A 17,654-nucleotide genomic window follows, 5' to 3' on the forward strand; every position below is an offset into this window, starting at 1 on the left:
CCCACGGTAGCGGGCTCCAGCGCGCCCGAGTTCCTGACCGTCGAAGAGGCCGCAGCAATCCTGCGCGTGAACCGGAAAACGCTCTACGAGTCGATCCGGCTCGGGCAGGTGCCGGGCGTCGTTCGCGTGGGGAAATCGCTGCGGATCCGCCGTGCTGCCCTGGTAGGGTCTTCCTCGGGTAAGGGCCGTGATTCTGACGACGGGAAGCGACGATGAGCGTCAGATTACGGAAGTGGACGACCAAAGAAGGGAAGTCAGAGGAGGCGTGGCAAGTGGACTTCGTTTTTCAGCACACGGACGGGCGGAAGCAACGGGTCGTGAAGTTCTCGCCCGTGCAGACCCGTCGCGGCGCTGAGCAATACGAACGCGAGCTGCGTAACGCCCTGCTCAACGGGACTTTCGGAAAGGAGCAGAAGAGCGAGGAGCGGATCACGCTGGCAACGTTTACGCAGCGCTTCCTCACCTTCAGCGAGAACAACAACAAGAACTCTAGCGTTTTCAGCAAGCGCCAGATTTTGAAACACCACATCACGCCCTTTTTCGGGGAAATGGCTTTGGCTGAGATTGGCCCCGCCGAAATCGAAGACTTTAAAGCCTTGATGCGAAGCAAGAGGTCAGCCGCACGCGCCCGGAAGGAAGCCCCCACAAAGGCTGCGATCCGGAAGCGACAGAACGCGGATGCCAAGCCCCTAAGCTTGAAGACGATCAACAACGTTCTGACCGTGCTTCACAAGCTGCTGTCGCTCGCGGAAGAGCAACGGGTCATCTCACAGGCTCCACGCGTGAGGCTCTTCGGGAAGATCGCGAAGCCCGCCTTCGACTTCCTGAACTTCGACGAAGCCGAGCGGCTTGTCGCCGCCGCTGAACCGGAATGGCGGCTCGTGCTGCTCGTCGCCCTCAAGTCGGGGCTGCGGCAGGGGGAGCTAATCGGGCTCCAGTGGAACGATCTCAGCCTGCCGCAGGGCTTGCTGCACGTCCGTCGGACAATCTGGCGCGGGATAGAGGGCTTGCCGAAGGGCGGGCGCGAGCGAACAGTCGATTTGCCCGCGTCTGTCGTGGATGCCCTCAAGGCACACCGGCACCTTCGGGGCCGCTTCGTTTTCTGCCAAGAGGACGGACGGCCACTTACGCCGGGGAAGATGAAGGCGCCGCTTCGTCGTGCGCTCCAGGCGGCGGGCATCACCCGCGAGCAGGGGCAAATCGGCTGGCACGACTTGCGGCACACCTACGGAAGCCACCTCGCCATGAGGGCCGTTCCGTTGAAGGTGGTTCAGGAGCTGATGGGGCACGCAACGATCGAAATGACGATGCGCTATGCCCACCTGAGCCCCGACACGCGGAGAGAGGCGGTCTCTGTTCTCGACCGCCCCTCTGTTCCCGCGTGCGACATACGTGCAACACGGGCGGTTGAAGCGTCTAACCACCCGTAACTACAAGGTGAAACTGTGGAGGCGGAGGGAATCGAACCCTCCACCTGGGCCAGGAAAATCGGGCGCTTACCTTCACGTCCCCTCTGAGAAGGGCGCCAGCGGCAGCGCCAGAACGCTGGACGACGCCAAGCAGCGTAACAGCGTAACGCCCGTCTCCCCGGGCGCCCCTGAGGTCGCAGCCTACCGCGAGAAGGTGCCGCCCGCCGACGGGTGCCGCGCCTGCGCGAAGAGCTTCGGACGCACTCGGCAGGCCTGCCTCTACCACGCCATCGGCTTCGCCGTGGCCGAGGTGGCCGACCTGGAGGCCCGCCTCGACGCCCGCCCTCCCTCCCCCGTCATTAGCGGCACGAATGGAGGTGAACAGTGAAGCGCGCCGCTCGCGACTCGGCCCGAGCCGTCCGGACCGGTGGACGGCAGTCCACGGCCATCATCGCGTCCTCCGCCCCCATTCCCCTTGGAGAGAAGCTCCGCGCGTACCTGTCCACCGGCGCGGAAGGCCTCGGGGTCAGCCTGGAGCCGTCGGAGTGCCAGGCCGTCCTCAACGCGGTTGAGCATGCCCGGCAGGCCGGGCCCATCACACCGTCGGGAACGGACACCGACGCGGTGACGGCGTTCCGGCGCTCGCTCCCGATGGTGGCGGGCTGCGCGGTGTGCAGCGCCAGCACCATGGGCGGGCAGCCCCCCATGGCCTGCTGGAAGCACGCACTCCCGGTGGCCGTGGCTGAGCGCGTGCGGCTCAAGCAGCAGTTTGACGACGTCGAGTCGCTGATCCACGCCCTGGTGGACACCTTCGGCGAGCGCAAGGCGGTTCTCGGCCAGGTGGTGATGGGGCTGGCCGTCCAGGTGCAGGCTATTCGCGATGACGGGGGCCGCCCGTGAGAGCCCGCAGGAAGTCCCGCAGGCCGCCCCTCCTCACGACTCCAGCCATGCGTCGGCAGGCTGTTGCCCACCTGCTGAAGACGACGTCGGCGAGCCATCTGGGCCTACTGCGCAAGCGTCTTCACGACGAGGCGCAGCTGATGCAACTCGGCGGATGCGCCATCTGCTGGGCAAAGCGGTCCATCGCGGAGGTGTACTCCGAGCGCGCCGACATCCCCATGGGCACGTGCAGCAGCAAGCGCTGCCGCGACCTCTGGAGCGATGCGAGGAATAGAGAATCCGCCTGGCGGCAGCAGCTCCGCGCGGAGGCGACATGAGCTGCCCCAGCGCCATCACCGACGTGCTGTCCGGGCGTATTCAGTGGTGCGTCGTTCACGGAGATTCCGCCCAGGTTCTGACGGCACTTCCTCGTCGCTCTGTGGACCACGTGCTGTGTGATCCTCCCTTCTCGCCCAACGTGCATTTGCTGCAGCGACGCATGCTTCGCGGCAACTCGAAGCGAGCAGGGCATGAGCAGGTGGGCTTTGCGCCCTTGGGTTTTGAGGCGCTCACACCGGAGTTGCGCCGGCTATGCGGCATGCACTTCGCGCGTGTCGCGCGGCGATGGGTCTTGGTGAAGTGCGACGCAGAAGGCCAACAGGCGTGGCAGGCGGAGCTGGAACGCGCGGGTGGGCGTCACGTCCGTGTCGGTATCTGGCACAAGCTCTCCGCCCAGCCGCAGCTCTCCGGTGATAGGCCCGCCGTCGCGCACGAGGCCTTCGAGATTGCCCATGTTCGCGGGGAGCGTCTGCGCTGGCATGGCGGTGGCCTCCATGCCTTCTGGGCGCACGCCATCGCGACGGACCGCAACGGAACCAACTCACGGATCCACACCACGCAGACACCGGTGGCGCTATGGCTCGATTTGGTGTCCCAGTTCACGGACCCTGGCGAGTTGGTGCTGGACCCCTTCGCCGGCAGCGGCAGCCTGGGTGTCGCATGCCTTCGACTGGGCCGACGGTACCTCGGAGTAGAGAGGCAGGCTCACTACGCAGAAAGCGCGCACGAGTGGCTCGCTGCTGAGAATCGCGGCAGCACGTTGGCCGCAGCCCGCGCCGGCCAACTGGGACTCTTCTCAGGCGGTGCGCGGTGAGTCTCTGCGACGCTCCCATGCGCGTCCCCATCTTCGGAGCCACCGCGCCCCAGCCCTGGGCGTGGAGCATCCAGGTCCGCAACGCGCCCATCCTCAATCTCCACCGGGCCCCGCCAGCGGACGTGCTGGGCGCCTACGTCGCGGTGTGCGCGGCGGCGGAGTACGTGCCGGAGCTGAAGGACTGGATGGCTTCCTGGCATGGGCCGGGCGTCGCGGCCCCGCCCGCGGACGAACTTCCGGCGTGCGCGGTGGTGGCGATAGCTCGCGTCGCCGCGGTGTCGCTGTGGCCGGACGGCGAGCGGCAGTCGCGCTGGTACGTGGGTCCAGCGGGCCTGTGGCTGGAGGACGTGGTGGAGTTGCCGGAACCGGTGGCCTGCGAGCCCGGCCCCGCGGACACGCTGTGGGAGGTACCCGCGCCGGTGTTGGCTCGCGTGCGCCTCGCCTTCGGTGCCATCGTCGGGGAGGACAAGGCGCGCTGGGAGGCCTACGAGGCCCGCGCGGCACGCGCCGGTGGTCGTGAGCCCGCCACGCTCCGCGAACGCGTCCTGCGAAAGTGCAGCTGTCGGCGCGCGATGACCCCGTGCCGAACGTGCCGCACCTGGCGCTGCACCGCGCCCGGGTGCCCGCCGCACACCTGCGCCACCGGGGTGTCTCCGTGAGCCGCTGCCGCTTGCCTGCCGTGCGCTGCGAGCACTGCGGAGCCACCCGCCTGGTCGGCGCCGTCACCCCCGCGGGCCTGCTCGCGCCCCACGCGCCGCGCATCGCCTCGAAGGCCGTGCGGGCGAAGCACCCGGGCCCCTGGCCCACCTGCCGCCATGGCTTGGCCGCGCTCGCCGACTGCGCGGACCGGCCCATCCCGCCCGAGTGCTGCCCCCATCTCATCCCAGACACCACACCATGAGCACCTGCCCGACCCCGAAGCCGAACGACGAGATGGAGCACCTGCGCGCGGAGCTGGCGCTCGAGCGCGAGGAGCGCATCCGCGCCGAGGCCCGCGCCGAAGGTGAGCGCGCCGCCTACGAGCGCACCATGGCCCTCCTGGCGGACCTGTTCGCCCTCCAGGCCTCTCCCGCCCCCGCCGTCAGGACGGGTGCAGCCGCCCCTGCCCGCCGTGGCGATCCGAACAGCCCGGGCGCCATCCGCTCCCGCCGCTACCGCGAGGCGCGCGAAGCGTCACAGGCCAGCACCGTGACGACTGGTGACGTCACCGATGGTTCCCGTGACGTCACCGCAACGCCCGTGACGTCACGAGCCGTCACCGTGACGTCACCAAACGTCACGGTGACGTCCGTTGTCCGAGGCGAGCCGCGCCCCCTTCCCCCTGTGGGGGTTTCCCCCTCCCCCGCACCCCCTCCCCCTTCCCCCTTACCCCCTTCCCCGTCTGCTGCTGCTGGTGGCGCTGGCCTGGCGCAGGCCGCCCCGTCCCTCGGCGGCAGCGCACCGGCGGCGGCCGACGTCGAGCCCTCGCCGGCGGTGGCCTTCTTCGCCTGGACCCAGGAGCAGCGCCTGCTGGCCTACCCCCGGGCCCTGCCCCAGCCGCCGCCGGCGGGCTGGGCCACGTGGTACCGCGAGGCGCTCGCCGTCCTCGGCGGAAACGAGGAGCGTCTCCGCGGCGCGTGGCAGGCCTTCCTCGCCGACGACTGGGCCCGGACACGGCGCCCCGTCTGCCCGGCCCAGGCCTTCGTTGCCCAGGACGTCTGGCGCCGCCATGTCCCGGAGCAGGATGCCCCGGCCGAGATTGAAACCGCGCCGGCATTGCCCGCCACCGAAGCTGGCACCACGTGGCGCCAGGTGCTGGCCGAGCTCCATGCGGACGGCAAGCGCTACGTGGCCGAGCAACTCATGCGCCTCACTCCGACGCTGGAGGAGGGAATGCTCGTGCTGGAGGCGCCGGACCGGTTCGCCGCTGCGCTCATCCAGGACGACTACCTGCCGCTCATCGAGTCCGCGCTCGCGCGCCTCGACGTCCCGGCCCGCACGGTCCTCATCCACGCGGCGGGCACGCATTGAGCCCCCGCACGCCCGCGAAAGAAGCGCCCGTCATGTCCTGCATCACGCCTGCCCCATCCAGGGGATTGTCCCAGTCCGCCGCGCGCACGAAGGCTCCTGCCGCCATGCCGGCATCTCGCGCGCATCCGATGAAGCGAGCCCTCGTCGTGGGCGGCGTCGCCAGCTACGTCCACGGCACGCTGGCCAAGAAGCTCGCGCGCTGGGGCTTCGTCGTCGAGGGCCACCAGGAAATGCGTGCGCGGATGACGGCCGCCGTCAGCGCCGCGCGCTTCGACGCCCTACTCATCTTCGCGGAGATGGTGCCCACGCGCACCGTCATCGAGGACTGGGAGGCAGCCGCGGAGAGCAGCGGCGTGCCCTGCATCGTCCTCGACCGCCACGAGGCGCACTGGCCCAAGGCGCTCGCGCGCCACGGCTACGAGCCCATCAACCCCGTCACCGCGTCGGCGGTGGCCACCACCCACGAGGAAGCCATGCCCACCCTGCCCGTCCCCGCTGCCAAGAGCGCTCCGTCTCCGCGCCCGCCCACCCAGCCCTTCGAGGACCTCCTGACACAGCTTGAGGTCCTCCTCGCAGAGATGGGGGACGTGGGCATGGAGACGCTGTCTTGGAGCCGCGGCAAGGGCCTCGACTACGAGGCCGTCATCCGCGTGCGCGGCCACCGCGGCACCTGAGCGCCCCGCCACCTTCACCTTCGCGCGGCTCCCGCGCGAGTTCACCCGCAACACCACGAGGCAGCACTATGAACGTAGGAACCGGAGCAGGCATTGGACTGGGGCAGTTGGAGCGCGACCAGCGCGAAGTGAAGCGGCTGCACGACGCCTACCTTGAGGCATTGGACAGGCACGACGGCACGGGCAGCCCGCTGACGGAGTGGGAAGACGTGCCGCCGCGCGAGCGCCAGGCGTGGCGCGCAGTGGACGTGCTGGTGCGCCTCCGCGTGGAGCGGGCGGAGACGCAGCTGGACCTGGTGCGCTCGGAGCGTGATGCCCTCGTGGCGGAAGCCAACGCGCTGCGCTCGCAGGTCCGCTTCCTGGAGGTGCTGCGCAACCAGGACGAATTGGAGACGACGCGCGCGAAGCTGGAGCTAGAGGCGCTCCGCGGCGCACGACAGCGGGAGGCGAACCCGAAGCCCAACGCGCCTCCGCCGAAGGCGCCCGTATCCGCGCCGCGGACTGTGAAGGTGGCGGGGCTGGTTGAAGACAAGGCAGCCGACGGCCTCTACCTCGCCGTGGAGAGTGGGTTGGAGGTGATTCACCCGGGTGCCACCGTGCGCGTCCAGGGCACCTCCGTGACGGTAGAAGTGACGGACGTCATGCCCGAGGAAGAAACGCCCATCTTCATCGCCTCGCCGGACGGCGCATTCACGGTGAAGGCGGGAGATGTGCTGGAGGTGGTGACGGACGAGGAGCAATCCGCGGTCGCCGACTCCGCGCCCCTCGTCACCGTCAAGGTGACGGCGGTGGCTCCTGACGAGGAAGGCGGCGGCTTCTACTTGGCCGTGGATCGCGGGCTGCGCGAGGTCCACCAGGGCGACGCCGTTCGCATCCAAGGCACGGGCATGGTGGCGGTCGTGACGGGCGTGGAGCCGACAACCCCTCTGCCCATCTTCATCGGATACCCGCCGCCCAGCTTCGCGCCGAAGGAAGGGGACGTGCTGGAGCTGCTGCCGAAGCCGGGCGGCGACTTGTCCGCGCTCATCGCGTAGGGGCGCCGTGCTCCGGGGCCGGCCTTCATGCGCGGCGCCGGCTCCCTCTTGAGAAGGATTGAAGTCCAAGCAAAACGAGACTAAACAGCCATACATGCACAATCGGAACATCCGATTCGGCGGCATGCTCGTGGTGGTGCTCGCGTTGGTGGGGGCGGGCTGCGGTGGCGGCGCCCATGCGCGGGCGAGCGACACCCAGCCCAGTGCCACCGCGGTGTACCTGGCCCAGGCGCAGTGTGGCCCCCAGGACTCCACGGTGAGTTGCTGCGTAAAGACGCACCCGGGCAACCCCGCGCGCTGCGGGGCCACGGACTTCGAGGCAGAGGAAATCCTCTTCGGCGCCAGGGTCGCCAAGGAGTTGGCCCGAGAGGACCTGCCGGAGTGGAAGCGCTACTGCATGAACGAGTACGAGAAGTGCCAGAATCAGGACTGGATAGGCCATTGCTACGACTGCTTCCGCCTCTGTGAGGGCCAGCAGGGGGAATGGCCGCACGACCGATGCTTCCGGCAACGGAAGGGCCGGTAGCGGCATGAGCCAGGACATCAACTGGGACGAGGTGCGTGCGCTCGCTGCGCGCATCGAGTCCGGCGAAACACTGGCGCTCACTCCCGGCGTGCGTGAGTTGCTGCTGCGGACTGCGCGTGAGGTGGCCATCCCTGAGCCGGATGCACAGGCCGCCGTCCAGGACGCGGCTACCGCGACCACGCTTCTGCGGGAGGCCCGCGCGCGGATCCGCGAGGGCTCCATGCGACTGGCGCGCACGCGGATGCAGGCTGGTGACCTCGCGAAGGCGGGCGATAAAGCCGGGGCCCGGAAGCTGCTGGAGGACCTGCTCGCCGTGGAGGTGGTGCCCCTCTACCGTGAGCAGGCGGAGCTGGAGTTGGAGGACCTGGACTGACGGGCGCTCACGCGCACCGCGAGCACAGCACCAGCCATTCCTTCCGGAAGCTGGCCCCACGCGTCGACTCCTTCAGCACAAGGGAGCCCGCGCGCGGGGGCACCTGGGCGCCGCACCGGCAGCGTCCGGCGCGGAGGTTGGGGCGCCTGCCCTGCTCGGCGCTCGCGCACACCAGGTGCCGCGTGCCGGTGGCGGCGGAGTACTCCACGTACTCGCCCTTGAGGATGCGCCCGCCGCACCCGGCAGCCGTGCACGTGCCCGCCTTCTTCGCGACGATGGTGGGCACCTACGCGCCCCACGCCGACGGGCGGCGGGACTCCCCCGAGGGGAGCGCGAGCCCCATCTGGGCGCCTTGCCCCACCGGGCGCGGCCGCACGTCCCGGGGCGCGGCCGCGCGGCGCTGGCGCAGCTTCCCGGAGGCGCGCGCAGGCAGCTCCGGCCCGAGCCCCTTGGCGTCCATCGCCTCGCGCATCCGCCTCAGCGCCTGCCTGTGCAGCCGCAACACCTCGTCCTCCGACAGGCGCAGTTCCTGGGCCACGGTCCGCGCCGCGGGCTCCGCGCCCAGGGGGCGCTCGTAGCCAGCCAGCTTCTGCGCCACCACCCGCTGCAGCTGGGGCAACTGGTACAGCGCGGTGAGGGCTGCATCGCGCTCGGCCACGTGCCGGTGGCGCGCGGCCGTCGTGTCCACCAGCCCCAGGCGCGTCTCCACGTTCGCGGCGGAGTCCCGGCCTTCCTCGCCGGCCAGTAGGCAGTCGAGAGAGACGGTGGAGATGGAGCCCTCGCCCAGCGTCAGGATGGAGGCCTCGTCCAGCCCCTGGGCACGCAGTGCGGTGGACACCGGCACGCCCTCCTTCCGCGCCGCCTTCTTCGCGCGCCGCAGCCGCTTCAGGGCGTGGTCAGTGACGTGGACGGCGCTGCGCTCCCCCGCCGCGTAGCGCTCCATGGCCTGCCGCGCGAGGCGCAGCACGTAGGCCGGGTAGAGGCAGCGTCCGGGCTCGCGGCCCGGGACGAAGCGACGCCAGGCATTGAAGGTGGCCACCTGCCCCTCCTGCTCCAGGTCCTCCGCGGGCACCTTCCAGCGGCGGGCGACGGAGCTGGCCGCGAGCACCAGGTGCGGCCTCACCAGCACCGCGAGGCGGCCCGCCGCGCGGTGCTGCTCCGGGCAGCCGTCGGGCAGCTCGCGCAGCAGGTGGAGCAGCGCCTCCATTTCATCGTCAGGGGTGGGCGCCGGCGGTGGGCCGGGCGGGAGCGTCGGGAGGCGGGCAGAGGCAAGACGAAGGGCACAGGCGGACATCGAGGACTCCAGCCCCTGCGCGCGCGCAGGGGCGGTATACTGGCGTCCCCGGCGTGCTCCCCAGCGCTCCTGGCCTGTACGGGCTCGACCGTCTTCCCCGGTCGGGCCCGTCGTCTTTTCAGCTACCACGTCTACCCGACAGCGCCACCCGCCCGGCCCCGCCTCACTGCGGGCGTCACCTGTGCCCTCGGGGAGCGGACGCGCTTCTCCGCGGGGACGTCCAGCGCCGTTCGCGTCACCTCCCCGCGCACTGCCGCCAACGCTTCCTCCGGCGTGGTGACGATGGCCACCACCACACCGGCCGCGCGCAACCGGGCGTGGAGCTCCACCTGGGCGGGCTTCATCCGCCCGCCCTTCGATTTCACCTCCAGCAGCACCACCTGGCCGCGTCGGCAGCACAGCAGATCCGGGAAGCCCGGCGCGGAGACGCGCTCCACCGTCCACCCGGCGAGCTGGAGGGCCTGCACCACCGCAGGCTCCGCGTCGTCGCGCTGCGCTGCCCACCTCACCGGTCACCTGCCGTGTTGTCCATGCCTGGGCAGAAGGGGCGGCGCGGTGAGCTGACGGCACGTCTCCTGCTCTTCCTTGGGCGCATGGACACGACGACGAGGGAGGCGCTTGCGAGGCGCCTGGGGCGGGCGGAGCTGGAGTTGCAGCGGGCGCAGCGTGAGTCGGACGGAAGTCCAGCCGCGCGGACGCGGCTGGAAGCCGCACGAATTGAGTACCGCGCGGCCGAGCACCACGCCCAGCAGGTGCTCGGCGCGCGCGTGGCGCTGGAGGTCGTGGAGCACCTCTGCGCGTAGTGGCCTCAGGCCGCGCGCGCCAGGGCGGTGCCGGCCTCCAGCCGATGAGCGGCGGCCTCGCAGTAGCGCTCCTCGAGCTCAACGCCCACGGCGCGCAGCCCGAGCTGCTGCGCGGCCACCAGCGTCGCGCCGGAGCCCGCGAACGGGTCGAGGACGAGGCCTCCCTTGGGGCACGCGCGCTCGAGCAGGTAGGCCAGCAGGTTGACCGGCTTCTCGGTGGGGTGTGTTCGCTTCGCGTTGGGCACCGGCGGGTAGCCGGAGAGGACCGCCCCGTGCCGCTTTCCGGCGAGGCGGCGTCGCTTCGAGCCAGTGGCGTGCAAGATCACCTCGTAATCCGGCGCGAAGCTGGCGGCGCAGTCCCCCATGCCGCCCCTGGCCTTCCACCACATCAACGCGCCCTTGACGCGGAGGTGCGAGGACGCTGCGTCGAAGAAATCAGGCCACGACGCCCAGTGGCAAAAAACGAACGCGTGAACGTCTGGCTTCAGCGCGGGGCCAGCCGCGGTGAGCGCCTGGCGGAAGACGCGCATGCCCTGGCGCGAGCCGTCCGCGCGGATGGCCGCGCCGCTCCGGCCCTTGGCCTCGTAGGCCATCCCATAGGGCGGGTCGGTGAGCAGTACGTCCACGGATTCGGACGGGGGTCCGGGCAGCAGGTCGCGGCAGTCGCCGTGGTACAGGGTGATGGTGTCGGTCTGGAAGTAGGGCTTCACTCTGGGGGCCTCGTAGGACACGTGGCGCGGAGGTCGCACCACGCGCGCGCGTGGTGCACGGGGGATGCCGATACGGCAACGCCCTCAAGGCGGACCCTACCCAGTAGGGCGAACTCCAAGCCCGGGACTTAACTTGCCGTGAGGACAGCGCTATCACGTTTTTCTGTGATGCCCCTCTGCCACCAGTTCGCACGGAGCTCAGCGGCCACCGCTGCGGGCAGCGGCGCGGCCGCCACCGGTACCGGTGGAAAGCCCTCATTCGCAGGGTGGCTGGTCCTGCTCGTCACCGTGCCGAACACCCCCAAGAGGACGGCCGCACGGCTGCTTGCCGAGCGTCCCGATTTGCATCTTCGAGGACGCAACTTCCTGAGCCCACTGCCGAGAATGAGCCGGGGTAGTAGGTGTTGAGGCCTGCTGAAGAACCCACGGATCCTGGCGACCCTTCAATGAGGGGGAACTGGAAGATGAGTTGCAGAAGCTGGAGTCCTCGTTACCTGGACCGGCAGAGGATGACGGTCTACCTGAAGCCGAGAGCGATGGGCCATGCGTGACATCGACGTTCGCCACGCCATCTGGGAGCAGCTCCGCGCTGAGCATGCCGACGACGATGACACGCGTCTGCTCGACGAGTTCGGCTTGGAACACGGCGACGTCCGCGTTGACGTTGTGGTGATCAACGGAGAGATTCACGGCTACGAGCTCAAGAGCGAGCGCGACACCCTGACACGGCTACCTCGTCAGGTGACGGCCTACAGCGCCGCACTTGACCGCGCGACGTTAGTCGTCGCGGAAGGGCATCTGGCCAAGGCCTCAGCTCTTGTACCGGAGTGGTGGGGATTGAGCATCGCGCACTCGGTGGAGGGACGTGCGGTGCGTGTCGAAGCCCACAGGCTTGCGGCGCGAAATCCGGAGCAGCAAATGATTTCGGTTGCCCGGCTGCTTTGGCGACCTGAGGCCCTCGCGCTGCTTGAGCAGGCCGGAGCCGCGCGGGGCGTGCGTAGCAAGCCCCGCGCGTTCCTTTACGAACGCCTCACGGAGTGCCTTGCGCCTGACCAGTTGCGGGACCAGGTACGAGCGGCACTGAAAGCGCGATCTGGCTGGCGATCTGCCGCACCACGAACGTGAGGTGGTGGTTCGTCCCCACCTGCCGCCACGTCATCATGTTGCCCGGCCCGGTCTGAGCGGTGGCGCAGGCGACGATGTGCTTGTCGCCCTCGCTAAACAGAGGGCCACAGAACTCGGGACGTCCCATCAACAGTTGACAGAGGGTGGCATTCGAAGGCCCCTTCTGCTTCTTGACGCTCTGCCCGCGAAGGACAAGCCACTCGCTGTCGATGGTGTACCGGATGTTGTGGAGCGGCGACATGAATCGCGGATCGATGTCCGGCAGGTCGGCATTGGCGACGGCGTAGTCACTGAAGGTCGGCACGCGAGCCCCCGCCGGAAGCCTGCCAAGCAGGCTCTTCCAGAGTCCCCATTCGACGCGCGGGAGCTGAACCACGGAGCCCACAGCAACCCCGGCGAGCGACGGGGGAAAGCTGCAGCCTGCCAACGTGAACGTCCGCCACGCGTTCACATTCGGGAACTGCGGAACCACCTGCGACAGGGCCATGAGGTACGGAGCAACATTGCTCGCATCGACCTCTTCCAAGTCGATCAGCATGTCAATCTGAGCGAGCGGAAGCCCGAGCCACGTCGTGACTTGGCCGAGTTGCTGCACGAACGCCGGAGAGTAGAGGTCGTCGCGCGACACCCGAATCATGACGCCGCGCTGATCCTTGGCGAGGATGGCGAGTACGGCAGCCAACAGCGCCGCATCAGGATTGATGGGCACCACCGGAACAGGGAGCAGCCCCTTCGCGCGCGCGGCATCGAAAAAGTACGTGTACGCGTGACGGTTGGCAGGGTCCCCGACAACAGCAGGGGAGAGTTCAGCAGGCGCCAAGTCCAAGAAGAAAGGGCGGTCCGTTCCCCACGCCTTGATGAGCTTATCTCTGACGGCATCGAGATGAGCCGCCTCGGACTTCTTGGCCTGATCGTCATCGTAGTCCCAGTCGACCGGGGGAACCTCGATGAGCGGAGTAAGTGCTGCCCTATCCGGAGCATAGAGCTGACGGAGCGCGTTGAACTCCCCCAGCTTTCCCTTGAGAATCGGAACGTAGTGACCACTGCCAAAGACCTGCGAAGCCGGCATGTCCCCCCCAGTGAGGTTGGATGACGGCCCCAGGTCTGACACACATTCAGTCAAATCAAAACAGCGTCTGCGTGAACCCAGGGAGGGTAACTAGCAACACCATAAATAGTTTGAATTTCGCTTTTTTAAAGCCTGTCTGGCTAAGTGCGAGCAGCGGGCCCGCCCTGGACGCCCAAGGCGGACCCGCGGTGCATCACCAGCCGAAGGTCCACCTCACGCCCGCGCCAGCCATGCGTTCGCGGGCGGTGGCCTCCGCGAAGCCGAAGACGCCCAGGTTCTCCCGGAGCCTCGCCCCGCCCTCCAGGCGCGCGTAGGCGCCCGTGAGGGAGGAAACGCCGGCCTGGGCCTCCAGGTACCCGCTTCTCACCGGCACGTCACTCAGCACCCGCGACAGCCCCGCGGCGACTGCTACCCGCAGGGCATCGAAGGGACCGCCGTGGCCGGGGCCAGCGCGGCCGTGCTACCGATGGCGCCCAGGGCCTGCGCGGCGGAGACGACCTCCTCCGCGATGGTGGTGGAGGGCGTCGCCTTGCCCGCCTTCATCCGGTCCACGGCCGCCTCAATGAGGCCACCCAGGAAGGTACCGATGCTGCCGGCGGTGAGGCCCAGCACCGCCTGGAGCTCCTTCAGCCCGTGCTCGCCCAGGCTCGCCTTGAGCTGCGTGAGCGCTTCCGTCTTGATCTTCGCCAGCTCCTCGGCCGTGAGGACTCCATCGGCGGCGGCGGCCTCCAGCTTCGGCCGCATCGTCACCTCCAACTCGCGGACGGTGGACTCCGCCAGCATGGAGACGCGGGCGCCCACCTGGGCCAGCTTCGAGTCCCCGGCCTGGGCGTTCAGCTTCTTGGTGAGGGCGTAGAGCGCGGCCGAGATGAGGGTGGCCAGGGCCGCAGCCACGATGGGGACGGCGGTGACGGCCGCCGACATGAGCACGGTCTGGATGCTCGTGTCCGCGGTGGCACCGGTGGACGCCTGGGCGAGGGCCGTCGGCGCGGTGAGGAGGGCCGCGAGGCCCGCGGCCAGAGTGAGACGCTTCTTCATGGTGTTGCTCCCGTTTCAGGGGGTTGGAGCTGCACCACGAAGAAGGGGTGCCTCGTTCAGCTACCACGTCGGAGGTATTCCCCTTCGTCGCGGGCGCGGCGCCTACTGCCGCGCCATGTACGTACTGAACTCGCTGGGACCAGGCATTGAAGCGCGCGTCTACTGGGCACGTGGCGGCCCCTCCGCACTGCAAGAGGCCGTGAGCGATGGAGCGCTCTCCGAGGCCATGGCCCTGCGCATCGCCAGGGAGATGCCGCTCCTGGCGTTAGAGGACGTGGTGGGCCGAGTGGGCTTCGAGCGGTTCCAGGACGCGGAGTTGGACCCGCTTGTGACAGAGACGCAGCTGGCCGTGCTGGAAGGCAAGACCGACCTGGTGTGGTCGCGCCAGGAGCTGCTCGAGCGGTGGATGCAACTCCGGTGGGGAGCACATGGGCACCACTCCATGGTGATGTCCGACGCGCTGGCGCGTACCGCCCGCAGCACGGAGCTCCAGGGCTACAACTGCGACGACGTGACGGTGCGCGGGCGCACGCTGCATGTGCCGGTCCCGCCCGTCGCAGGAATCACGCTTCCGGATGCAACGGGCCGCGATTGGCCTGTCGCAGACATGCTGATTGCGTCGGAGGGGGACGGGCAACAGTGGTGCGTGCTGCTTGAGGCTCCCGGCGACACCCCGCAGCAGCAGACCGTCGCCGCCATCAGGATTGACTGGCCCGCCGGCGTGTCCGTCGGCGAGGCGCTCGACCGATTCGACAAGGAGGCGGCACCTGGCGTCGACTGGCGCGCGGCGTGGCGGTGGATTCTAGGCGTGATGCTGGCCCGCCAACCCCCGCCAGCTCAGGCGTAGTCTCACGTGCGCCTGCGCGCGTCACGAGACGAAGGGCAGGCACCGGAAGCCCAGCAGGTCCGGCCGGTACTCCACGCGCGTGAAGGCCTTCACCTTCGCGTCCGCGCGCGCCGCGTCCTCCAGCGTGAGCGTCTTGCTGCCGCCCCCGGACGCACCAACCACCACGCCCGCGCCCACGTGCACCATGACGTGATCCGGGTCCCCGGCCTTGCCGTACAGCACCAGGTCTCCGGGCTGGAGGTCCGCTACGCTCGCCACCGGCAGGCACTCCGCCCACAGCCGGTCCGTGTTGTGCGTCGCGCGCCAGTCCTTCCCGCCCACTTGGTGCCAAGCCCACGTCACGAGGCCGCTGCAATCGAAGAGGCGCGGGCCCTCCACCGAAGTGCGCTGGCCCTTCGCGCCCCACCGGTAGGGCGAGTGCATCTGGGCGAGGACAAGCTGCAGGAAGGTGGCGCGCTGCGAGGTGATAATGGGCACGGCGGGCTCCGGGGCAAAGAGGCGTCCTCCCCAGAAGGGGCGCCCAGTGGCCTGCTGCCATGCGCGTGGCCAGCGTGATGGGCCAGTGATGCTGCGAGGTTTGCAGAAGGAGAACGAGCGATGAGCGTCAGCGATGGGTTGAGGGAGAAGCTGGAGTACGCGTTCACCATGGAGTCCAGCACGGCGCTGCGCGAGGTTGCTCGCGAAGCGACCGTCTACGTCCAGTCTGTACAGGTGCTCCTCAGGCAGGCAGACGAGGCGATTCAACGCGGGGATTACGTGAACTACGTCGATCCTCAGAAGACGCGTGCCGCCTGCCTGAAGGAGATCGATGCCTTGCAGAAGATCAACAGGGACGCGAATGCAGAGGTCGAGCGGCGCGAGGGTCGGTAATCAACCGCCGCCGGAGTGCAATGCGCTGTTGAAGTCTGTTTCCTCACGGGTGGCCAGGGCCCGCATCCTTGGCCACCACGTTGGCGGCGTGCTGAAGCTGCCTGGAGGTTCGCTCGCCCATCAGCAGCGTGACGTGGTTCACCACCTGGTGCAGCTGTGGCCGCGCGGCGCCCATCCAGTCCTCCAGGGCCCGGAGGCGCAGCTCCACCACCTTCAGCATGGCGGCGTGCTCGTTTACCACGCGCAGCTCCGCCTTGATGTCGCGCACGTCCTGGGCGACCGCGCCCAGCGACTGCACCAGCAGGGGCACCTGGTCCACTGCGGACTCGTGCTTCGTCTGCCGGCGCGACAGCAGGCCGTTGAGGAGCGGAACCAGGAGCTGGCTCACGGCCAGGATGAGGACAGCGGACTCGGTGCTGACGGGGGGCATGCCCGTCAGAAGGGGCGGTGCCTCACCCTGGAGCACGCGGGCTGCGCGGCGCGGCGGGCGCCCAGCGCGTCCACGCCCACCGGGACGCCTCGCCGGGCGGGCCCGGGACGAGCTCGCGGCGCCAGCGCCTACCGCCCGGTCCTCGGTGGTAGCCCCGCGGGAGCGCCACGCCCGCAGAGCAGCCAGGCACCGGGCACGGCAGGTCCTCGCGTGTGCGCGGGCAGGAACAGGACGTCACAGCCCCAGCTCCTGGCGCCAACCCGGAATGAACAGGTCCATCTCGCCGGTGTAGAACCCGCCACGCTGTGCGACGCGCTCCAGGGTCTGGCCCCCACCACTGTAGCGGTCGCAGTAGACGACGTAGGCACGCTCCGCGAGTGCCCACGGCATGCTCGTGGGCGCCCCAGCCTTGCGTTCCTCGGGGGACAGGATCAGCGGGAAGCGGCGCTCGCTCATCGCGCGGGCTCCGCGTCCCGGCCGTCCGCATCCCATCCGAACCAGCCGAGGTGCAGCCGGTCCACCGCCTCATCGACGCGCGGCCGGGGGGTGCTGCTGTCGTACAGAAGTCCGTCGAGGTACGGCGTCACGGGCTTTAGGGCGCCCACCTCCCGCCCCTCGTGGTCCGTCACCGTCATGCGTCCGTTGGAGTTGGTCATTCTCCGGAGGAAGGGGCGACGGCGCGGGCGACTCTAATCAGCGAGGCTGCGCCGGCGTTTCAAGTCTCCAGACCTGTACAGAGAAAGCAATGAGCAGGTGTCGATGTGCTGGTCGCCGCGCATGCACTCGATGACGACCTGCCCGAAGGGCTCACAATCCATGCGCACGCTGGTCGGATCTTCCTGGCCCGGCGCGCGGCTCTCGGCATACCGAGTCCAGACGTGGGCCGGAAGCGTTACGCTCGTGCCGCTTGACGCAGCGATGTAGGCCAGCGTGTCGATGAACTTCAGGAGCTCGTCGATATCGGAGGTGGAACAGCGGCATTCCCCTTGCTGGCCCCGGGCATCGACGGGACAACGACACCCTCTGGTCACCACACCCATGATGTCGAGGCGCCGTTCCTTGAGGTCGTTGTTGAAGACGATGTGATACCCGTCCACGTCGGTCGACTCGATCTCGCCAAACCCGACGAAACCAGCGGGCACAGGCTTGGCGTCGCGTGCAGCCCTTGCCGCGAAGTCGTTCATTTGCCGAGAGAGCAGGGCCATCGTCGTGCCAGGCAGAGCATCAAGCAGCATCTGCACAAATCGTGAGTTGACCGTGACCTTGTAGACGAGCGGGTTCGTTGGTTGGTTCGGCATGGGTACGTCCTCCGGTGATGAAGTCCAGCGTACTGGCGTTTCCTGACCAATACGGACGAAGGGGCGGCGCGGGCATGTCCTACACGGCGGGCGCGGCCCCCTGGGGTGGGAA

General features: G+C 69.0%; 28 protein-coding genes. 16 read left to right on the forward strand and 12 right to left on the reverse strand.

The annotated features are described in order from the left end of the window. The 12 genes from GTZ93_RS11415 to GTZ93_RS11470 all read left to right on the forward strand — a co-directional run. On the forward strand, window positions 1-216 hold a 216-nt coding region (locus GTZ93_RS11415; RefSeq protein ID WP_390624864.1), incomplete at its 5' end, for a helix-turn-helix domain-containing protein. Then, on the forward strand, window positions 213-1,430 hold the full coding sequence (locus GTZ93_RS11420; RefSeq protein WP_139924197.1) for a tyrosine-type recombinase/integrase: 1,218 nt from the start codon (window positions 213-215) through the stop codon (window positions 1,428-1,430). The genes GTZ93_RS11415 and GTZ93_RS11420, both read left to right, overlap by 4 nt. A 363-nt stretch (window positions 1,431-1,793) precedes the next feature. Further along, window positions 1,794-2,309, forward strand: a complete 516-nt coding sequence (locus tag GTZ93_RS11425; RefSeq protein ID WP_139923965.1) for a hypothetical protein — start codon at window positions 1,794-1,796, stop codon at window positions 2,307-2,309. A gap of 47 nt (window positions 2,310-2,356) precedes the next feature. Continuing rightward, window positions 2,357-2,626, forward strand: a complete 270-nt coding sequence (locus tag GTZ93_RS11430; RefSeq protein ID WP_139923966.1) for a hypothetical protein — start codon at window positions 2,357-2,359, stop codon at window positions 2,624-2,626. Beyond that, window positions 2,623-3,441: a DNA-methyltransferase gene (locus GTZ93_RS11435; protein WP_139923969.1), complete on the forward strand. Its 819-nt coding sequence runs from the start codon at window positions 2,623-2,625 to the stop codon at window positions 3,439-3,441. Before GTZ93_RS11430 ends, GTZ93_RS11435 begins: the two co-directional genes overlap by 4 nt. Before the next feature lie 17 nt (window positions 3,442-3,458). After that, a complete protein-coding gene (locus GTZ93_RS11440; RefSeq protein ID WP_139923971.1) occupies window positions 3,459-4,100 on the forward strand; it encodes a hypothetical protein in 642 nt (213 codons plus the stop codon). Then, window positions 4,097-4,342: a hypothetical protein gene (locus GTZ93_RS11445; protein WP_139923973.1), complete on the forward strand. Its 246-nt coding sequence runs from the start codon at window positions 4,097-4,099 to the stop codon at window positions 4,340-4,342. The genes GTZ93_RS11440 and GTZ93_RS11445 overlap by 4 nt, the downstream gene beginning before the upstream one ends. Further along, a complete protein-coding gene (locus tag GTZ93_RS11450; protein WP_161662777.1) occupies window positions 4,339-5,451 on the forward strand; it encodes a hypothetical protein in 1,113 nt (370 codons plus the stop codon). Before GTZ93_RS11445 ends, GTZ93_RS11450 begins: the two co-directional genes overlap by 4 nt. A gap of 104 nt (window positions 5,452-5,555) precedes the next feature. Beyond that, complete coding sequence (locus GTZ93_RS11455; protein WP_161662778.1) at window positions 5,556-6,125, forward strand: hypothetical protein; 570 nt, start codon at window positions 5,556-5,558, stop codon at window positions 6,123-6,125. Between the two features lie 68 nt (window positions 6,126-6,193). After that, on the forward strand, window positions 6,194-7,159 hold the full coding sequence (locus tag GTZ93_RS11460) for a hypothetical protein (RefSeq protein WP_139917299.1): 966 nt from the start codon (window positions 6,194-6,196) through the stop codon (window positions 7,157-7,159). Between the two features lie 94 nt (window positions 7,160-7,253). Then, entirely contained in the window at window positions 7,254-7,685 is a 432-nt protein-coding gene (locus tag GTZ93_RS42430) for a hypothetical protein (protein ID WP_139917298.1), read from the forward strand. 4 nt (window positions 7,686-7,689) lie between these two features. Continuing rightward, window positions 7,690-8,058 (forward strand): DUSAM domain-containing protein, encoded by a 369-nt coding sequence (locus GTZ93_RS11470; RefSeq protein WP_139917296.1) that lies wholly within the window; start codon window positions 7,690-7,692, stop codon window positions 8,056-8,058. A 7-nt stretch (window positions 8,059-8,065) separates the two neighbouring features. Here GTZ93_RS11470 and GTZ93_RS11475 read toward each other — a convergent pair whose 3' ends face one another. From GTZ93_RS11475 to GTZ93_RS11485, 3 genes are all read right to left on the reverse strand, one after another. Next, window positions 8,066-8,344, reverse strand: coding sequence for a hypothetical protein (locus GTZ93_RS11475; RefSeq protein WP_139917294.1), 279 nt, complete (start codon window positions 8,342-8,344; stop codon window positions 8,066-8,068). Then, a complete protein-coding gene (locus tag GTZ93_RS11480) occupies window positions 8,345-9,265 on the reverse strand; it encodes a hypothetical protein (RefSeq protein WP_180946041.1) in 921 nt (306 codons plus the stop codon). 218 nt (window positions 9,266-9,483) lie between these two features. Beyond that, window positions 9,484-9,861, reverse strand: coding sequence for a VRR-NUC domain-containing protein (locus tag GTZ93_RS11485; protein WP_139917292.1), 378 nt, complete (start codon window positions 9,859-9,861; stop codon window positions 9,484-9,486). Between the two features lie 21 nt (window positions 9,862-9,882). Between GTZ93_RS11485 and GTZ93_RS11490 the strand changes: the two genes are divergently transcribed. Further along, complete coding sequence (locus GTZ93_RS11490) at window positions 9,883-10,155, forward strand: hypothetical protein (RefSeq protein WP_139917290.1); 273 nt, start codon at window positions 9,883-9,885, stop codon at window positions 10,153-10,155. 5 nt (window positions 10,156-10,160) lie between these two features. Here the strand turns inward: GTZ93_RS11490 and GTZ93_RS11495 are convergent, their stop codons facing one another. Continuing rightward, on the reverse strand, window positions 10,161-10,865 hold the full coding sequence (locus GTZ93_RS11495; RefSeq protein WP_139917288.1) for a DNA-methyltransferase: 705 nt from the start codon (window positions 10,863-10,865) through the stop codon (window positions 10,161-10,163). A 543-nt stretch (window positions 10,866-11,408) separates the two neighbouring features. On the opposite strand from GTZ93_RS11495, the gene GTZ93_RS11500 reads away from it, so the two are divergent. After that, window positions 11,409-11,990, forward strand: coding sequence for a sce7726 family protein (locus GTZ93_RS11500; protein ID WP_139917286.1), 582 nt, complete (start codon window positions 11,409-11,411; stop codon window positions 11,988-11,990). Here the strand turns inward: GTZ93_RS11500 and GTZ93_RS11505 are convergent. The 3 genes from GTZ93_RS11505 to GTZ93_RS11515 form a co-directional block, all read right to left on the reverse strand. Further along, window positions 11,896-13,059, reverse strand: a complete 1,164-nt coding sequence (locus GTZ93_RS11505) for a beta family protein (protein WP_139917284.1) — start codon at window positions 13,057-13,059, stop codon at window positions 11,896-11,898. The genes GTZ93_RS11500 and GTZ93_RS11505 overlap by 95 nt on opposite strands. A 193-nt stretch (window positions 13,060-13,252) precedes the next feature. Continuing rightward, window positions 13,253-13,432: a hypothetical protein gene (locus GTZ93_RS11510; RefSeq protein ID WP_257979099.1), complete on the reverse strand. Its 180-nt coding sequence runs from the start codon at window positions 13,430-13,432 to the stop codon at window positions 13,253-13,255. Between the two features lie 35 nt (window positions 13,433-13,467). Further along, window positions 13,468-14,097 carry a hypothetical protein gene (locus GTZ93_RS11515; RefSeq protein WP_139917280.1) on the reverse strand — a complete coding sequence of 210 codons (630 nt, stop codon included), beginning with the start codon at window positions 14,095-14,097 and terminating at the stop codon, window positions 13,468-13,470. A gap of 199 nt (window positions 14,098-14,296) precedes the next feature. On the opposite strand from GTZ93_RS11515, the gene GTZ93_RS11520 reads away from it, so the two are divergent. Then, a complete protein-coding gene (locus GTZ93_RS11520; protein ID WP_139917278.1) occupies window positions 14,297-14,944 on the forward strand; it encodes a hypothetical protein in 648 nt (215 codons plus the stop codon). Between the two features lie 21 nt (window positions 14,945-14,965). Here GTZ93_RS11520 and GTZ93_RS11525 read toward each other — a convergent pair whose 3' ends face one another. Then, window positions 14,966-15,421 (reverse strand): C40 family peptidase, encoded by a 456-nt coding sequence (locus tag GTZ93_RS11525; RefSeq protein ID WP_257979097.1) that lies wholly within the window; start codon window positions 15,419-15,421, stop codon window positions 14,966-14,968. A gap of 120 nt (window positions 15,422-15,541) precedes the next feature. Here GTZ93_RS11525 and GTZ93_RS11530 point away from each other — a divergent pair, with 120 nt between their 5' ends. Then, window positions 15,542-15,814, forward strand: coding sequence for a hypothetical protein (locus GTZ93_RS11530; protein WP_139917276.1), 273 nt, complete (start codon window positions 15,542-15,544; stop codon window positions 15,812-15,814). Between the two features lie 43 nt (window positions 15,815-15,857). On the opposite strand, the gene GTZ93_RS11535 is transcribed toward GTZ93_RS11530, so the two are convergent. From GTZ93_RS11535 to GTZ93_RS11550, 4 genes are all read right to left on the reverse strand, one after another. Continuing rightward, complete coding sequence (locus tag GTZ93_RS11535; protein ID WP_139917274.1) at window positions 15,858-16,244, reverse strand: hypothetical protein; 387 nt, start codon at window positions 16,242-16,244, stop codon at window positions 15,858-15,860. A gap of 234 nt (window positions 16,245-16,478) precedes the next feature. Next, window positions 16,479-16,700 (reverse strand): hypothetical protein, encoded by a 222-nt coding sequence (locus GTZ93_RS11540; RefSeq protein ID WP_139917272.1) that lies wholly within the window; start codon window positions 16,698-16,700, stop codon window positions 16,479-16,481. After that, window positions 16,697-16,900 carry a hypothetical protein gene (locus GTZ93_RS11545; protein ID WP_139917270.1) on the reverse strand — a complete coding sequence of 68 codons (204 nt, stop codon included), beginning with the start codon at window positions 16,898-16,900 and terminating at the stop codon, window positions 16,697-16,699. The genes GTZ93_RS11540 and GTZ93_RS11545 overlap by 4 nt, the downstream gene beginning before the upstream one ends. A gap of 33 nt (window positions 16,901-16,933) precedes the next feature. Next, on the reverse strand, window positions 16,934-17,542 hold the full coding sequence (locus tag GTZ93_RS11550; protein ID WP_139917268.1) for a hypothetical protein: 609 nt from the start codon (window positions 17,540-17,542) through the stop codon (window positions 16,934-16,936). Window positions 17,543-17,654: the final 112 nt, after the last annotated feature.

It is taken from the genome of Corallococcus exiguus (assembly GCF_009909105.1).
GTDB lineage: Bacteria > Myxococcota > Myxococcia > Myxococcales > Myxococcaceae > Corallococcus > Corallococcus exiguus.

Bases quoted from the DNA above. Each gene is read 5' to 3' on its own strand.
- GTZ93_RS11430 (WP_139923966.1), top strand. From the start codon at position 2,357: ATGCGTCGGCAGGCTGTTGCCCACCTGCTGAAGACGACGTCGGCGAGC.
- GTZ93_RS11540 (WP_139917272.1), bottom strand. From the start codon at position 16,700: ATGAGCGAGCGCCGCTTCCCGCTGATCCTGTCCCCCGAGGAACGCAAG.
- GTZ93_RS11450 (WP_161662777.1), top strand. From the start codon at position 4,339: ATGAGCACCTGCCCGACCCCGAAGCCGAACGACGAGATGGAGCACCTG.
- GTZ93_RS11535 (WP_139917274.1), bottom strand. From the start codon at position 16,244: ATGCCCCCCGTCAGCACCGAGTCCGCTGTCCTCATCCTGGCCGTGAGC.
- GTZ93_RS11470 (WP_139917296.1), top strand. From the start codon at position 7,690: ATGAGCCAGGACATCAACTGGGACGAGGTGCGTGCGCTCGCTGCGCGC.
- GTZ93_RS11460 (WP_139917299.1), top strand. From the start codon at position 6,194: ATGAACGTAGGAACCGGAGCAGGCATTGGACTGGGGCAGTTGGAGCGC.
- GTZ93_RS11500 (WP_139917286.1), top strand. From the start codon at position 11,409: ATGCGTGACATCGACGTTCGCCACGCCATCTGGGAGCAGCTCCGCGCT.
- GTZ93_RS11435 (WP_139923969.1), top strand. From the start codon at position 2,623: ATGAGCTGCCCCAGCGCCATCACCGACGTGCTGTCCGGGCGTATTCAG.
- GTZ93_RS42430 (WP_139917298.1), top strand. From the start codon at position 7,254: ATGCACAATCGGAACATCCGATTCGGCGGCATGCTCGTGGTGGTGCTC.
- GTZ93_RS11550 (WP_139917268.1), bottom strand. From the start codon at position 17,542: ATGCCGAACCAACCAACGAACCCGCTCGTCTACAAGGTCACGGTCAAC.
- GTZ93_RS11515 (WP_139917280.1), bottom strand. From the start codon at position 14,097: ATGAAGAAGCGTCTCACTCTGGCCGCGGGCCTCGCGGCCCTCCTCACC.
- GTZ93_RS11505 (WP_139917284.1), bottom strand. From the start codon at position 13,059: ATGCCGGCTTCGCAGGTCTTTGGCAGTGGTCACTACGTTCCGATTCTC.
- GTZ93_RS11545 (WP_139917270.1), bottom strand. From the start codon at position 16,900: ATGACCAACTCCAACGGACGCATGACGGTGACGGACCACGAGGGGCGG.
- GTZ93_RS11490 (WP_139917290.1), top strand. From the start codon at position 9,883: ATGCCTGGGCAGAAGGGGCGGCGCGGTGAGCTGACGGCACGTCTCCTG.
- GTZ93_RS11440 (WP_139923971.1), top strand. From the start codon at position 3,459: ATGCGCGTCCCCATCTTCGGAGCCACCGCGCCCCAGCCCTGGGCGTGG.
- GTZ93_RS11455 (WP_161662778.1), top strand. From the start codon at position 5,556: ATGCCGGCATCTCGCGCGCATCCGATGAAGCGAGCCCTCGTCGTGGGC.
- GTZ93_RS11420 (WP_139924197.1), top strand. From the start codon at position 213: ATGAGCGTCAGATTACGGAAGTGGACGACCAAAGAAGGGAAGTCAGAG.
- GTZ93_RS11530 (WP_139917276.1), top strand. From the start codon at position 15,542: ATGAGCGTCAGCGATGGGTTGAGGGAGAAGCTGGAGTACGCGTTCACC.
- GTZ93_RS11480 (WP_180946041.1), bottom strand. From the start codon at position 9,265: ATGGAGGCGCTGCTCCACCTGCTGCGCGAGCTGCCCGACGGCTGCCCG.